The sequence below is a fragment of the Bradyrhizobium sp. USDA 4454 genome, from assembly GCF_054822705.1.
In genome coordinates, this window is record NZ_JBTRCN010000001.1 from 6,600,507 (window position 1) to 6,614,740 (window position 14,234).

The 14,234-nt window shown below is 62.0% G+C and carries 11 protein-coding genes; 4 read left to right on the forward strand and 7 right to left on the reverse strand.

What is annotated here, in order from left to right; genetic code table 11:
• Nucleotides 1–14 precede the first annotated feature (14 nt).
• The 3 genes from ACVIW0_RS30685 to ACVIW0_RS30695 form a co-directional block, all read right to left on the reverse strand.
• Entirely contained in the window at nt 15–1,055 is a 1,041-nt protein-coding gene (locus ACVIW0_RS30685; RefSeq protein ID WP_461357475.1) for a 2-keto-3-deoxygluconate permease, read from the reverse strand.
• Nucleotides 1,056–1,797: 742 nt separating this feature from the next.
• A complete protein-coding gene (locus ACVIW0_RS30690; RefSeq protein WP_461355751.1) occupies nt 1,798–2,481 on the reverse strand; it encodes an alpha/beta fold hydrolase in 684 nt (227 codons plus the stop codon).
• A gap of 84 nt (nt 2,482–2,565) precedes the next feature.
• Nucleotides 2,566–3,324: an alpha/beta fold hydrolase gene (locus ACVIW0_RS30695; protein ID WP_461355752.1), complete on the reverse strand. Its 759-nt coding sequence runs from the start codon at nt 3,322–3,324 to the stop codon at nt 2,566–2,568.
• 486 nt (nt 3,325–3,810) lie between these two features.
• Between ACVIW0_RS30695 and ACVIW0_RS30700 the strand changes: the two genes are divergently transcribed.
• The 4 genes from ACVIW0_RS30700 to ACVIW0_RS30715 all read left to right on the forward strand — a co-directional run bounded on the left by ACVIW0_RS30700 (nt 3,811) and on the right by ACVIW0_RS30715 (nt 10,227).
• Nucleotides 3,811–6,618: an ATP-binding protein gene (locus ACVIW0_RS30700; protein WP_461355753.1), complete on the forward strand. Its 2,808-nt coding sequence runs from the start codon at nt 3,811–3,813 to the stop codon at nt 6,616–6,618.
• A 251-nt stretch (nt 6,619–6,869) separates the two neighbouring features.
• Nucleotides 6,870–7,334: a (2Fe-2S)-binding protein gene (locus tag ACVIW0_RS30705; protein WP_461355754.1), complete on the forward strand. Its 465-nt coding sequence runs from the start codon at nt 6,870–6,872 to the stop codon at nt 7,332–7,334.
• 1 nt (nt 7,335) lies between these two features.
• Nucleotides 7,336–9,588 carry a xanthine dehydrogenase family protein molybdopterin-binding subunit gene (locus ACVIW0_RS30710; RefSeq protein WP_461355755.1) on the forward strand — a complete coding sequence of 751 codons (2,253 nt, stop codon included), beginning with the start codon at nt 7,336–7,338 and terminating at the stop codon, nt 9,586–9,588.
• A 9-nt stretch (nt 9,589–9,597) separates the two neighbouring features.
• The gene (locus ACVIW0_RS30715; RefSeq protein WP_461355756.1) at nt 9,598–10,227 is read left to right on the forward strand and encodes a hypothetical protein; all 630 of its coding nucleotides are present in this window, start codon (nt 9,598–9,600) and stop codon (nt 10,225–10,227) included.
• 288 nt (nt 10,228–10,515) lie between these two features.
• Here ACVIW0_RS30715 and ACVIW0_RS30720 read toward each other — a convergent pair whose 3' ends face one another.
• From ACVIW0_RS30720 to ACVIW0_RS30735, 4 genes are read right to left on the reverse strand one after another with little or no spacing between them, the layout of a single operon-like run.
• Complete coding sequence (locus ACVIW0_RS30720) at nt 10,516–10,686, reverse strand: hypothetical protein (protein WP_461355757.1); 171 nt, start codon at nt 10,684–10,686, stop codon at nt 10,516–10,518.
• A 20-nt stretch (nt 10,687–10,706) separates the two neighbouring features.
• Nucleotides 10,707–11,489 carry a 2-keto-4-pentenoate hydratase gene (gene mhpD, locus ACVIW0_RS30725; protein WP_461355758.1) on the reverse strand — a complete coding sequence of 261 codons (783 nt, stop codon included), beginning with the start codon at nt 11,487–11,489 and terminating at the stop codon, nt 10,707–10,709.
• 11 nt (nt 11,490–11,500) lie between these two features.
• A complete protein-coding gene (locus tag ACVIW0_RS30730) occupies nt 11,501–12,382 on the reverse strand; it encodes an alpha/beta fold hydrolase (protein WP_461355759.1) in 882 nt (293 codons plus the stop codon).
• Nucleotides 12,383–12,404: 22 nt separating this feature from the next.
• Nucleotides 12,405–14,216 carry an FAD-dependent monooxygenase gene (locus ACVIW0_RS30735; RefSeq protein WP_461355760.1) on the reverse strand — a complete coding sequence of 604 codons (1,812 nt, stop codon included), beginning with the start codon at nt 14,214–14,216 and terminating at the stop codon, nt 12,405–12,407.
• Between the last annotated feature and the right edge of the window lie 18 nt (nt 14,217–14,234).

Sequence of the window (14,234 nt, forward strand, 5' to 3'; positions counted from 1 at the left end):
TCAGTGACTTTGCTTCAGTGACTTGCCTTAGTGACAACCGAGCGCGCCGCGGGAGGCATCTTGCCGGCAGAAGCCACGTTGTTCTCTTCTGCAGGCTCCTCGACGTCGCGACCAACAACGCGGGCTGTCCAGGCCGTGACGATCGGCACGAGGATCGCAGTCACCACGACGCACGCCGCGACGAGGATAGTCGCAGGCCGCGCCGCGTCCGCATAGGCCGGATTCGCCGCGGCGACAATCGCCGGGACGGCTGCCGCATTACCGGCCGTCGAGGCCGCAGCAACACCCGCGACGCCATTCCCGCCAGTGATGCGATCGGCGAGGAACAGCGGGATGCCGGTCACAGCCACCACGGCCACTCCCATGCCGAGGCCGAGCAGGCCGGCCTGCCAGACCTTCGACAGATCGAGGCCGGCGCCGAGCGCGAAAGCGAAGAACGGGATCATCACAGGCACCGCGCGGCTCAGGAAGTCGCGCATCTCTCTGTCGAGATTGCCGATGATCATCCCCACCACCAGAGGCAGGATAGCGCCCACGAGGGTCTGCCATGGAAATGCCGAGAGGCCGGCGACGCCCAAAGTGATCATGGTGAGGAAAGGACCGCTCTCCAGCGACATGACGGTGTAGGCGCCGACATCACGCGGACGTCCATATTGGCCCATCAACGCCATATAGAGCCCGCCATTGGTGTCGTTCATGGCGGCGACGATCGCGAGCGTCGAGACACCCGCGAACATGCCAGATGCGACCGGCGTCTCTCCCAAAATGCGGCCGAAGATCAGGCCGAGGACAACGGCCACGCCAACCTTCACGATCAGCAGGGTGCCGCCCTTCTTCACAATGTAGGGGGTCGCGCGGAAGTCGATGCTCGCGCCCATGCAAACGTAGAACACCGCGAGAATGGTCAGTGCGCCAGAGAACAGTGCGCCGGTGAAGGAGCCAAAAAACTTCGGGGTATCGGGAAAGAAGGTGGCAATAAGCGCGCCGACCAACAGAGGGACCACCATCATCCCACCAGGCACGCTCTCGATCGCCCGCTTAATTGGAACCTGCATTTCTTCGTCCTCCCGCGCACGCGCACTTCCGATCATTTTGCGCGTTTTACTATAAAGTGAAGCGCCGTATATGCCCAAATCGCGCAATATTCAAGAATTATTGCGCATTTCGCGCAAAATGCGTGAAGGCGCCCGACGCCGGCACTTGCGCCGCCGCGGCGCCCTGGCGCAAACCGCCCTGCGGGCCGGCGGCGCATCGCATACGGCTGGCGTACAGCCGATCCCACGGCCAAGAGTCATCACATCGCGATCCAGACCACGCGATCAATTGCCAAGGAGTGTTTTCGACACCGAGGGAACGGCAGCCTTCGTCTTATGCTGCCGTCCATGCCGCAGCGGTCGATGGAGCTAGAGGTCGAGTCCTGGTTGACGCAGCTTGCGCGAGGCGAGCGTGAGCGCCCCCGCATTCGCGTTCGCCAATCGAAAGGCGGTCTGCCGAGCCATGATGCCCGCCAGTTTAGCGCACCAACCCACCGTTCGTGATTGAGCACGACGACATCAAAGATCGCTGTCGCGATTCTGCGCTTCCACCGAAATCAGGTCGGCCTGGACATGTTGGGGATCCCTTGGCGAGCCGTCGACGGCTGCCATTCAGCAAGGTCCGCAGAGAATGGGGGTTCGGTTGGTGGGCTCGTATCCGGCGCCGAGTCGTTGCGCCACTCGATGAAAGCCTCTGGCTGCGGTGCCTCGATGCCATCCGGCACGGAAGAGGGCCGCCTGAGCGGCCCCGATCTCGATCATCTCAGAGCGACGCCGCCGCCTTGGCAATGAACTCCGCTACCACCACGGGCTGAGACAGCATCGGGACGTGCGAGCTTTCCAGCACGAGGGTCTCGGCACCCATCCGGTCCGCAGAATCGCGCTCGACATCGGGAGGAATGGTCTCGTCCTTGGCTGCGACGATGTACCAGGTCGGTTTCGAGCGCCATGCAGCCTCGGTGACCTTGTCGCCAAAGCATTTCACCGCCAGCGGTCCTTGGGTCGCGTATACGATATCGGCCTCGTCCGACGGGATGTCCTGCACGAAGTGCTTGCGAACACCCTCGGGCGTCAAGGCGACATAGCCCTCACCGTACGGCTTTATTTCGGCCGCGCCGGGCGCGGGCGTATAGTCCTTCCACCAATCCGCAAATGACTGCCCGCCGTCCGGTGCGCCTGCAGCGATATAAACGAGGCCCTTCACCTGTCGATGGTTACCGGCCTCGGTGATGACGGCGCCGCCCCAGGAGTGGCCGACCAGGAGAACGGGGCCGTCCTGCACGTTGATGACTCGATGCGCAGCCGTCACATCGTCAGCCAGCGAGCTCAAGGGATTCTGAACGGCGATTGCCTTCAACCCGCGCTTGACGAGCAACGGAATGACCTTTGCCCAGCAAGAGCCGTCGGCAAACGCGCCATGCACAAGAACGACGTTTCTGATTGCCATGATACTGCTCCTTGTTGATGATCGCGTTGGACTACCAACCAACACGGCTGTCATGCATGCTCGGCCGATCGCTTGCGGCCAGCGTTACTCCGCTGCCTTGATGATCAGCTCGGAGACCTCCTTCGGGAACGACAACATCGCGACGTGGCTCGACAGCACCTCGATCGCCGTAGCCTTGGCGGCCTTGACTTGGTCTCTTTCCATTTGCGGCGGAATGATCGCGTCATTCGTCGCAACGACCATGAAGGTCGGCTTCTCGCGCCACGCCGCCCGGCTGATCGGAGCTGCAAGCGTCCTGATGTGGAAGGGTCCCTGCGTCGCAGCGACGACGGCCTGTTCCTTGGGCGGAAGGTCGGCCGCGAAATATTTCCTGATGCCTTCCTCGCTGATCGTGAGGTACCCGTCGGGGTCCTTGAGGAAGGCTTTCAGGCTCTCCGGATCCGGATATTTCGAGGTGGCGCTTTTTACCGACTCGCCCTTGTCCGGCGCGTAGGCCGCCACGTACACGAGCGATTTGACCTTGTCGTCATTTCCAGCTTCGGTAATGACGGCACCGCCCCATGAATGGCCGACGAGGACGACCGGGCCGTCCGCGTTCCGGATTGCCCGCTTGGTTGCGGCGACGTCGTTGTCCAGTGAGTCGAGCGGGTTCTGGACCGCGAGGACCTTGAGCCCGGCCTTTTCGAGATATGGAATGACTTTCTCCCAGCTCGATCCATCCGCGAACGCGCCGTGGACGAGGACTGCGGTCTTGGCTTTCGGCTCGGCAGCCAGGGCAGGTTGGCCGATCGCGACCATCGCGGTCAGAAGGCTCAGGCTCAATGCGCCTTTACTGGACTTCATAGTTACATTCCTTCATTCGGCGGGGGATTGGGCGCGAGTAGAAGCGTCTGGTCGGAATCAGGCCAGTTAAAAGATGTAAAAGGCGCTGCGTGGACAATCGCGCCGGCCGGGGATGGTGGCCGCGTTGCGCGCTGACGGCAGCGCGCCGAGTGCAGGCTCGATTGTCGCCTTATTGGAGGGCGGCACAGCCCGGTCGGCGGGCTTCCGCCGGCGTCGACCAATGCGACATGGTCCCGAGTTCCCGCAGCAAGCGCGGCCTCCTGCCGCGGAAAGCATCATTTTCGTGTCTAGCTGCACTCAAAGCGGTCAGCAGCTCGAGGCGTCGGAAAGATCGCTCCGCCAGTGTTTTCATGGTATGTCTGCATCGTGCCCCAGCAATTCAGCAAAACGTCAAGCGTATTGTCGCAGATCGCCCTGTGGAGGCATGCTGATTTTTGACTTGGCATGACCAGACTGCGCCTACCGAAGAACAACCGGTATAGTTCAATGCCGAACGAACTCGTATTCTCCTTTGGTCCATTTCGTCTCTATCCGAAACGCCAACAGTTGCTGCTCGGCGACCAACCCGTCAAACTCGGCGGCCGCTCCTTTGAACTTCTGCATCTACTGGTGCAACGCAGCGGTCAATTGGTTCGAAAGGCCGAGTTGATCGCGGCCGCGTGGCCCGACGTTTACGTTCATTACAGCAACTTGAAGGTTAACATGAGCAGTCTGCGTCGCTCCCTCGGCGACGTGCAGACCGCCCCGATTTATATCGCGACGATCGCCGGTCATGGCTACCGATTCGTGGCTCCGGTTCGGACCACCATTTCTGATCGCGCTGATCCGGGAATTCCTGAGAGGTCGCAGGACATATCCGGCCTCCCTGCGCAGCGCGACATAGTAGGACGCGAAGCCGAAGTTGCGAACGTCATGGCTGAACTTCGCGACAAGCATCACGTAACATTGGTCGGCGCCGGCGGAATCGGCAAGACTACTATCGCGATAGCCGTTGCTCGCGCCCTTGAGCGGCATTACCCGGACGGCGTCTGCTTTATCGATTTGTCGATTATTGACAACCCATCCTTGGTCCCCATCGCACTTGCAGCCGCATTGGGGCTCCGCGGTAATCCGGGAGATACCCTCGGCGCAATTCTCGATTATGTTCGGCAGCGTCGGATGCTGGTAATTCTGGACAACTGCGAGCATGTACTTCCAGCGGTCACGATCTTTGCTCGCGGGCTTGCCTCTGACAGCGGTAGCACGAAGCTACTCGCGACAAGTCGCGAACCGCTTGAGACCTCGGCCGAGCACATCATTTGGATAGATCCACTCGCATGTCCCGACGTCGTAGACACGATCACGAGTGAGCAAGCCCTATGTTTTCCCGCTGTCGAACTGTTCGTACGCCGGGCATCGGAGTGGATCGGGTACGAACTTGTGGATTCAGATTGCGCCGCAATCACACAAATATGCCGCGCACTCGACGGTCTTCCTCTCGCGATCGAGCTGGTGGCAGCCAAAATGGAGCATTATGCCCCGGACGAATTGCTTGCAATTCTGGATGAACATGCGGGTTTTCAAAACCCTCACCTTGGCGACACAACGCCCCGTCATGAAACGCTACTTGCAACGATCGACTGGAGCTTCAGGCTTCTATCGCAAAACGAGGCAATGGTCTTTCAGCTGACCTCGGTCTTCGCCGACGCCTTCGAACTGGACGATATCGGCGCCATCGCAGCGGTCGCCGGATTGAAGCCGGTTCATGTCGCTGCCGGCCTGGGCGGCTTGGTCATCAAATCACTCGTCACAGCACAAGTGATTGGAGAGGGACTCAGCTACAGACTCCTCGACAGCACACGGCGCTATGCGGCGGCGCGGCGGCAGGAGAACTCGATCGACAAACCGGCTCTTCATTGCCACGCCTGTCGGATACTGACCCTGCTCAAACGATCTGAAGATGAGTGCGAATCGAGTGAGGGTCGCGACTGGTTGACCCGGTACCGCGGGCGCCTCGCCGATTTGCGCGCGGCTTTGTCGTGGGCATTCGGCCACGGAAACGAAAAGGGACTCGGCATCGAACTCACGGCGGCTGCGATCCCGCTGTGGTCGGAGATGTCTTTGCTGTCGGAGTCGCAGCAATGGGTGGCTTTGGCCCTCGAGGCGGCCGACACTGTCCCATGCGACGATCTTTCGAAGGCGAAACTGGCCTGCTCCCGAGCGTGGGGCTTGTTCTACGCGCGCAAACTTCGGAACGAGAACGAGGAAGCCTGGATCACCGCCCTTTCATATGCTCGTTCCGCGAACAGTCCCGATTATCAAATGCGCGCCCTATTGGGACTGTCCTATTATCTGATGCAGATCGGACAGATCGACAAGGCCATTGAGCGTCTCCAAGAACTTCGCGCACTACGCCAAATTCACGGGGATTGGCCTGGAGCGGCTGATGGCGATCGGGCTTTGGCCTGGGCAAAGGCGCATGCTGGAGATCTGACTTGGAGCTGGGACGTCCTCTCGAGACAAGCGAAGACCTACAGTCAGCCCGACAAGCGAACCCGCATGGCGGAACTGGATGTCGATCGCTACATCTCGACACGATTCTATCTGCCAATCGTCGCCTGGCTGAGCGGGCATGTAGATTACGCCGCAAGTGTTGCCAGCGAGGCTGTCGTCGCGTCCGCAAACGCAGGTCACCTGGTCTCGCAAGCCAACGCGTTGGGATTGGGCGCGCTCCCGGTCTCGCTCTATAGAGGCGATCTCGATGCGCTCGAGAACTACACCCTGCAACTGCAATCCGTCTTGAGGCGGGAACATATCGCACGCTGGGTTCCCGTTCAAAGATTTTTCGCGGCTGTCGTGCGAGACTTGAACGGCAATCGGGATGCCGTTTTCGAGATGCGGGATGCCGTCACCGAGTTGATAGAGTGCCGTTACTTGATGCGCATCGGCATGTATCTCGCGCATCTTGCTGAGGTACTTTCCCGGCAGGGCAAGATTCCCGAAGCTCAAGAAGCGATCATCAGAGCGCTGAGACACCAAGAGCAGCAGCGGGAGCGATGGTGCCGACCAGAAATACAGCGAATTCAAGCCCTGCTGCTGGTTCGATCCGGCAAGCACTCCGATGCTGAACGCTTGCTAAGAATTGCGCGAGACGAGGCGCGCAGCATGAACTCCGTCTCTTTCGAACTGCGTATCGTCAACGATCTGGCGTCTCTTTACACAGATTCGGGCCGCAACAAAGAGGCGGCACGGCTCCTGCGACCGGTCCTCAAGCGATTCGCCGAAGGCGCTTCCACGAGAGATTTGAGGAGATGAGCGCGTTGCCGTGATCTGCAATTTGTTGGCAGCTGGCAACGTTGTCCTTCAAATCCCGAAGCCGCTTCTCCCGACCTCAGCCCCCGGGAAGATTTCGGACGAAAACCCTCGCGAAAGAGCGCGGCGCCGTCAAGCTGCAGGGAGCGGGGATCGCATCTGTCGCACGCCCACAATGATTTAACCTGCTTTTACCTTCGCTCTGCAAACAGTTGAGCTAGGCTGGGGTTAGCATCCCTAAGGGACATATCGACATGATCGAACTCACGGTCAACGGGACCAGGCACGAAGTTGATGTCGTTCCTGAGATGCCTTTGCTTTGGGTGTTGCGCGACGAGCTTGGCATCACGAGCCCCAAATACGGCTGCGGCGTAGCGCAATGTGGCGCCTGCACGGTTCACATCGACGGAAAGGCTGTCCGTTCCTGCCAATCGCGCATCGGCGACGTCGCGAACAAGTCGGTCGTCACGATCGAAGGGTTGGATAACAGAGACCAGCACCCGGTTCTGCAGGCCTGGATCGAGCATCAGGTCCCGCAATGCGGCTATTGCCAGACCGGCCAGATCATGCAGGCCATTTCGCTCCTTCAAAGGATCCCCAAGCCGACGGAGGAGCAGATCAACGAGGTGATGTCCGGCAATCTGTGCCGTTGTGGCACCTACCCGCGCATTCGCGCTGCGATTCATGCGGCTGCCGCAAGAAAGATGGCGGAGAAGTAGGATGGGCGACTTACCGCGCATTTCCCGCCGAGCCTTCGTTTTCGGCTCCGCGGCCGTAGCCGGCGGCATTGCTTTCGGCTCGTACAGTGCCGCCGCGGCTGCCGAGACCGCGAACGGCAATCCATTGACCGCTGGCCTTGGACCCAACTCCGTGACCTTCAATCCCTGGGTCGAGATCAGCCCGGAAAAAATAACGCTCATTGCACAACACGCCGATATCGGCCAGGGCGTCGGCTCCGCGCAGGTGATCCTGATCGCCGAGGAGATGGATCTCGATCCCGGTCAGTTCGAAATCCGCTTTGCCGGGCCCTCGCCCGCCTACTTCAACACCGGTTTCAAGGACGAGTTCGCGCCGTTCCTGGCGGCGGACCAGAGTCCTGCCGCTGAGGAAGCGCGCGCGGCGACGCTCGAATATCTCAGAAAGACCGGCCTGCAGATGACAGGCGGCTCCAGCACGATTCCAGACACCTACGAAAAATGCCGGGTAGCCGGCGCAGTCGCGCGCGAGACGCTGAAGGCGACGGCGGCCAGACGTTCGGGCGTTACTGTGGCCGACATTCGCACTCAGTCCGGCGATGTGATCCTGCCCGACGGCACGAAGATTCCCTACGTCCAGCTCGCCGCGGAAGCCGCGACGATTCCGCCGGTGCTTGATGTGAAGCCGCGCGAGGCGTCGACATGGCGCCTGGTCGGCAAGCCGATGATGCGCCTCGATATCAAATCGAAGGTCATGGGCGAGCTGAAGTTCGGCATCGATCAGAAGATGGACGGCATGCTCTATGCCTCGGTCAAGCTGAACCCCGCCAAGGGGCAGCCGCTGCGATCGTATGATGCCAGCAAGGCGCTGAAGATGCCGGGGGTCAAGAAAGTCCTCGAAATCAAGAATGGCGTTGCTGTCATCTCAACCAACAGCTGGTACGCGATGAAGGCGGTCGCGGCGATCGATTGCAAATGGGCGCCTTCGACCTACCCCGCGGAACAGGCCGGCCACTGGAAGGTGCTGGAGAACTCGTTCAAGCCGGAATTCCTCGGCAAGGAATGGCGGAAGATCGGCGATGTCGATGCGGCGCTAAAGACCGGCAAGCTGGTCGAGGCGGAGTATCGCGCCCCCTATGTGGCGCATCAGCCGCTGGAGCCGCTCAACGGGATCGGCCTCGTCACCGACAAGGGCATGGAGATCTGGGTCGGCCATCAGAGCCCTCGGTTCGTGCAGTCGGTCGCGGCGAATGCGATCGGCCTCAAGCCGGAACAGGTCACCTTCCACAATCAATGGACCGGCGGAAGTTTCGGTCATCGTCTCGAATACGAGAACGTCCGTGTGCTCGCCGAGATCGCCAATCAAATGAGGGGAACGCCGATTAAGCTGGTGTTCTCGCGCGAGGAGGATTTCATCCAGGACATTCCGCGGCAGATTGCGATCGCCCGGCACAAGGGCAAGGTGGAGAACGGCAAGATCGTCGCGGCCGACCTGAAATTGGCGTCGACTGCGCCGCTCAACGGACTGCTCGAGCGTTCGGGCGTCCCCTCGAAGGATCCCGACGCCCAATTGGCCGCCGGTCACTGGAACGTCTATTACGACATCCCGAATTTCCGGGCCACGACCTATGAGGCGCGGGGGCTATCGCCAAGCACCACATGGCGCTCGGTCGGCGCTTCGACGGCCGGCTTCTTCACCGAAAGCTTCATCGACGAAATGATCCATGCGGCCGGGCTCGATCCCATGAAGGCACGCATCGAGATGTGCGCGGTTCCGACCTACCGCAGGCTCTTGGAGACGCTGGCGGAGATGTCGGACTGGAAGGGACCGCTCGGCAACGGCAAAGGCCGGGGCGTCGCGTTCGTGGAAGCATTCGGGACACCGACAGCCGAAGTCGTCGAGGTCACGGCGACCGACAAGGGCATCAGGATCGACAAGGTCTGGGTCGCGGTCGATGTCGGCAAGGTCGTCGATCCCGTCAACTTCGAGAACCAGGTGCAGGGCGGCGTGATCTGGGGGCTCGGCCACGCGATCAATTGCGAACTCACTTATGCCAAGGGCGGCGTACAGCAGACCAATTACAATCACCATGAAGCGATGCGGATCTATCAGTGTCCGGTGATCGAGGTGCGCGGGCTCGAGAACGATCCCAAGGTGAGAGGCGTCGGCGAGCCGCCCGTGCCTCCTGCCGCGCCCGCGCTCGCCAACGCGATCTTCGCGGCGACCGGAAAGCGCATCCGCGAAATGCCCTTCAACAAGTTCATCGATTTCGTGTGAGGGCGCGCCATGAAGATGTCTCTGATCGCGCTTGCGTTTGCCGCTTCATCGACAGTGGCCGTCACGGGAATTGTCGTCGCCAAGGACCCGGCGAAGGATGCGCTTCCGCCGGGCAGCGTCAGCCGCGCCGAGGGCCTGCGGGCCTGGAAACGGATTGAAGCCGTGGTGACGCATCCACGTTGTGCCAACTGCCATGTCGACGCCAATGCAATTCCGATCTGGACGCCGGCGGGCGAATCAAAGCCCCGAGTGCACGGCATGAATATCCATGGTGGACAGAGCCGCATCGGGGCGGAGGCGATCTCCTGCTCGACTTGTCACATGACCTCCAGCCAACCGAACGACCCGGCACCGGCGCCGCCGCGCGCCGGTATTGACTGGCAGCTCGCCCCGGTGGCGTTCATCTGGTTCGGCAAGAGCGGTGCCGAGATTTGTGCGCAACTGAAGGATCCCAAACGCAATGGCGGTCGCGATGCCGTCGGTCTTCTCGAGCATTTGCGGCACGATGCATCGCTAAACGGCTTCATCCCGCGGGGATGGGCACCCGGAGCAGGCCGCACCACGCCACCGGGTACCTTCGAGGGTCATGTTAAAGACATGGCCCTGTGGGGCGCTGCCGGGCAACCCTGTCCAAATTGACGGTTCATCGATGCCGTGACGAAGGCGGGCGTCGGGCAAGGCGCCCGGAACACCGATCAAGCGCCTGATCCGCGGCGCGACGACGATGCAATCGGTGAGTTCGCACAGCTTGAGGCACGCAGCCTTCGCATCGCTGGCCGAGAGCGCTTTCGCGAGCAGCTCCACCGCATTGAGATAGATGGCGATATAGTAGCCGGATGCAGGGCAACGACGTTCTCTTCGGTTGGTTGCGACGGTAAACCCAGTCGTTGCAGCGGGTCTGCTGTGTCTCATTCGTCCAACGCAGCTTCACCGGCACCGTTGCGGGGGCCATCGCACAGTGATCTTGTGTAGCGCCGAACACGACAGGTTGGCGGGGGTGAGGTCGGCGATGACATTCGACAGGTCCCGCAGGCGCCCCTGATCGTCGACGAGCCCCGGCTTGTCAGCGCCTGGATTGCCGAATCTGACGAGCTTCATTTGTGTTCCTTCGGATGTGCTCAGGCGAACCGCGCCGAGACGGTGCCAAGCCCTGCGATGTTGGCCTCGAAAGTGTCGCCTGGGTTCACCGGTACCATCGGGCCGAGCGCGCCGGAGAGCACGACGTCGCCGGCGCGCAGCGGCCGCTTGCGGCGGGCCAGTTCGTCGGCGAGCCAGGCCATCGCGTTGAGCGGATTGCCGAGACAGGCCGCGCCGGTCCCCTTCGAGACGACCTCGTCCTTCCTCGTCATCTGCATCTGGAGAGCACGGAGATCCAGGCCATCCAGCCGGCGGGCGGGCCCTCCGAGAACGAAGAGGCCGGACGACGCGTTGTCGGCGATGGTATCGACGATGCCGATGTCCCAATTGGTGATGCGGCTGCCGACGATCTCGAGGGCGGGCATCGCGTAGGCCACCGCCCGCAGCACGTCGGCCATCGTGGGCGCTTCGACCTCGACGTCCCGATCAAGAACGAAAGCCACCTCCGCCTCGATCTTCGGCTGAAGAACACGCCCCGCAACGACGGGCTCGTCCTCGCCCACGATCATGTCGGCGAAGAGAACCCCGAAGTCGGGACGATCGACCCCGAGTTGCTTCTGCACGGCGCGCGATGTCAGCCCGATCTTGCTTCCGACCACGCGCCGACCTTCCTTCTCCCAATGCGCGGTGTTCGCCTGCTGGATGGCGTAGGCCCCATCGACGTCAAGGTCCGCTAACTGCGGCCGGATCGGCGCGATTGGCCTGCCCGCGTAGGCGGCGCGGATCTGAGCGGCGAGTTCGCTCTGCTTGGCTAGCTGGTTCATCGGAACGATCCTTATTTGCCGGTCCGAAGGAATTCGATGTGGAGCCGATTGAACTGCTCGGCGTCCTCGAACTGGGGCCAGTGGCCGCAGCGGTTCATGACCACGAATTTCGAGCCCGGAATCATGTCCGCGATCTGCTTCCCCTCCTCGGGCGTCGCGGTCGGATCATGCGAGGTCCACACGACCATGGTCGGCGCCTCGATCGACCGGTATCGGTCGGCGGTGATCATGTTGGGCCGGCGGATTTCCATCTCCTGCAGGCACATGATCCGCTTCATCGTGTCGGCGAATCCGGGCTGCGCGTGGATCGCGCGACGGGTCTCGATCAGATCGTCCGAAACCATGCTCTTGTCGCACATCAGGAATTCGAGACGCGCCTTGATCCGTTCCCAGGAGGGATCGGATGCAGCTTCGTTGGACAGCTTCTTCAACCGCTCCATCACCTGGGGATGCGCCGTCCAGCCGCCGGCGGTGTTGAGGACGAGCTTCTCGACCGTCGCGGGATGATGCACGGCCAGATAGGTGGCGACCCAGCCGCCCAACGATTCACCGCTGATCATCGCCTTGTCCCTGCCGAGCGTCTTGAGGACGGCGAGGACATGATTGGCGTAGTCCGCGACCTGGTAGTCGATGGCCGGCTTGTCGGTCCATCCGTGTCCCAGCATGTCGATGGCCACGAACCAGAAGTGATCGGCGTGTGGACCGAAGTTTCTGGAGTATGCCTCGGCATGGCCGCCGACGCCGTGCAGCGCGAGGACGAGTGGCTTGGACGGATCGCCCGACTCGATGCAGCGGGTCCGAATTCCGCCGGCGTCGATGAAGTGCTGTTTGAAGGAAACGCCCCTCAGATCGGCCCAGACGCTGGAAAAGTTCTCTGGTCTTTTGTCGCTCATAGCTGGATCTCGTTCGTTGACGTCAGGCGAAAAGCGGCGTGCCGCTGGGCTTAGACGCAGAAGATGGTTTCTGCCGCGGGATCGCCGAGAGGTCCGGAAGATCCAGGACCGTCCCGATGGCTGCACTGAGCCGGTCGAGCGCCGCGCTTGCGTCGGACGTCCCCTCCACGTCGCGCCAGGCGACCACGCCATCCGGGCGAACAAGCAGCACTCCGGCTTCCTCGATCTCGCGAATGCGCTGCCACTCGCAATAGAGGTCCTGCGCATCCGGCGAGCCCGTTACCACGACGCGGAGGAATGGCAGATCGAGGCGCAGCGCCGCTTCCTTCCACGCCCGGCCGGCGAGGCCGGTCACGATGGTGAACAGGCCCTTCCCGGTCACGTCGAGCGTCGACACGCGCAAGCCGTCACGATCGACGAGCCATGCATGCGGGATCTTCGCACCGGGGCGCGACGTCGGTTGATTGTAGAGGCCGCGATCTCGCCGCCACTCCTCCGGCTTGGCATTGACGTCGGGAATCACGGCCGAGGATTCGTACCGCTGGTTCATCTCGGTGCCCTGGGCATTGAACTCCGTCTGCTTCAGGTCCAGCGCTGCTTGCACCGCCTTTCGGGCGGCCACGCCATCCGGCCCCGGATCGCGGAAACGCGCGATACCCGCGGCGACCGGGTTCTCCGCGCCCGGCACCCTGAAGCACGCGTTCAGCGGGGCGTAGTCGAGCCGGGACTGGTTCGCTCGCAGCACGATCTGCTTGCCGACTGGTGCGCGCTCCTGCGAGTAGCTTTCCAACAGCTTCGGACCGGCCCAGCCCTTCACCGAATAGGCGAGCTTCCAGCCGAGGTTGTGGGCGTCCTGAACGCAGGTATTGTTGCCCAATCCGCTCGATGGCGGGTGCCGGTGGACCGCATCGCCGCCGCAGTGCACCCTGCCTTTCGAATACTGGGTCACATAGGCTTGGTTCACGTACCAGATCGATGTGCGCACGATGTCGATGTCGACGGACGGATCGCCGATCAGAACCTTTATCTTCGGAATGATCGCTTCCGGAGATAAGTCCGGCTCGCCCTTGCTGATGTCGAAGCCCCAACCGGCGATCCACTGCGTCCACGGATGCACAGCGCGTAGCAGGCCCATGCCGATCTCGCCGAAGCTCGCATCCGGCGTCACGATCCAGTTCAGGATGCTCGGCCGGTGTTTGCTGTATCTGGTGAGGTCACAGTTGAAGACGGTGTAGACGGTGCCGGCGCGCGCCATCTGTCCTTCGATCGGTAGGCCCAGATGGTCTACGACCATCGAGCGCGCGCCGTCCGCGCCGACCATGTAACGCGCGCGAACGGTGTACTCTCGCCCGTCAAGGCGATCGCGCAGCGTAGCCGTCACGCCGTCCGCATCCTGCTCATGCCGGACGTACTCGGTGTTGAACGCAAAAGTCGCGCCCTTCTCGGCCGCCTTCTGGAACAGTATTGGCTCAAGCAGCGGCTGGATGATGTCAACCATCCCGCAGGGGCTTGCGCGCAGATAATCGCCGCGGCGGTCGTCGCCGGTCCCCCACGTCCGCATCCGGATCAGCTCGGAGCCGGCCAGGCTGGTCGTGAAGGTCGTGTCGCCCATGAGCTCCCAGGGGCTCGCGTAGCTGGCTACGTCCTCCGCGATCCCGAGATCGCGGAAAACCTCGTTGGCGCGCTGGTTCGTGATGTGGGCGCGCGGGCTGTCGGCCATCCAGTTGCCACGCGACACGATGTGATTGCGAACGCCGCAATTGGCGAGCGCCAGGGCGGTCGTCGAGCCGGTGGGGCCGGCGCCGATGATGAGCACGTCCGTTTCGTATGCCATTTTCCTGCTCCGCGATGC

Excerpts from the sequence above, each read along its gene's own strand:
- ACVIW0_RS30685 (WP_461357475.1), bottom strand. The coding sequence starts at position 1,055 with ATGCAGGTTCCAATTAAGCGGGCGATCGAGAGCGTGCCTGGTGGGATG.
- ACVIW0_RS30690 (WP_461355751.1), bottom strand. The coding sequence starts at position 2,481 with ATGGCAATCAGAAACGTCGTTCTTGTGCATGGCGCGTTTGCCGACGGC.
- ACVIW0_RS30695 (WP_461355752.1), bottom strand. The coding sequence starts at position 3,324 with ATGAAGTCCAGTAAAGGCGCATTGAGCCTGAGCCTTCTGACCGCGATG.
- ACVIW0_RS30700 (WP_461355753.1), top strand. The coding sequence starts at position 3,811 with ATGCCGAACGAACTCGTATTCTCCTTTGGTCCATTTCGTCTCTATCCG.
- ACVIW0_RS30705 (WP_461355754.1), top strand. The coding sequence starts at position 6,870 with ATGATCGAACTCACGGTCAACGGGACCAGGCACGAAGTTGATGTCGTT.
- ACVIW0_RS30710 (WP_461355755.1), top strand. The coding sequence starts at position 7,336 with ATGGGCGACTTACCGCGCATTTCCCGCCGAGCCTTCGTTTTCGGCTCC.
- ACVIW0_RS30715 (WP_461355756.1), top strand. The coding sequence starts at position 9,598 with ATGAAGATGTCTCTGATCGCGCTTGCGTTTGCCGCTTCATCGACAGTG.
- ACVIW0_RS30720 (WP_461355757.1), bottom strand. The coding sequence starts at position 10,686 with ATGAAGCTCGTCAGATTCGGCAATCCAGGCGCTGACAAGCCGGGGCTC.
- mhpD (WP_461355758.1), bottom strand. The coding sequence starts at position 11,489 with ATGAACCAGCTAGCCAAGCAGAGCGAACTCGCCGCTCAGATCCGCGCC.
- ACVIW0_RS30730 (WP_461355759.1), bottom strand. The coding sequence starts at position 12,382 with ATGAGCGACAAAAGACCAGAGAACTTTTCCAGCGTCTGGGCCGATCTG.
- ACVIW0_RS30735 (WP_461355760.1), bottom strand. The coding sequence starts at position 14,216 with ATGGCATACGAAACGGACGTGCTCATCATCGGCGCCGGCCCCACCGGC.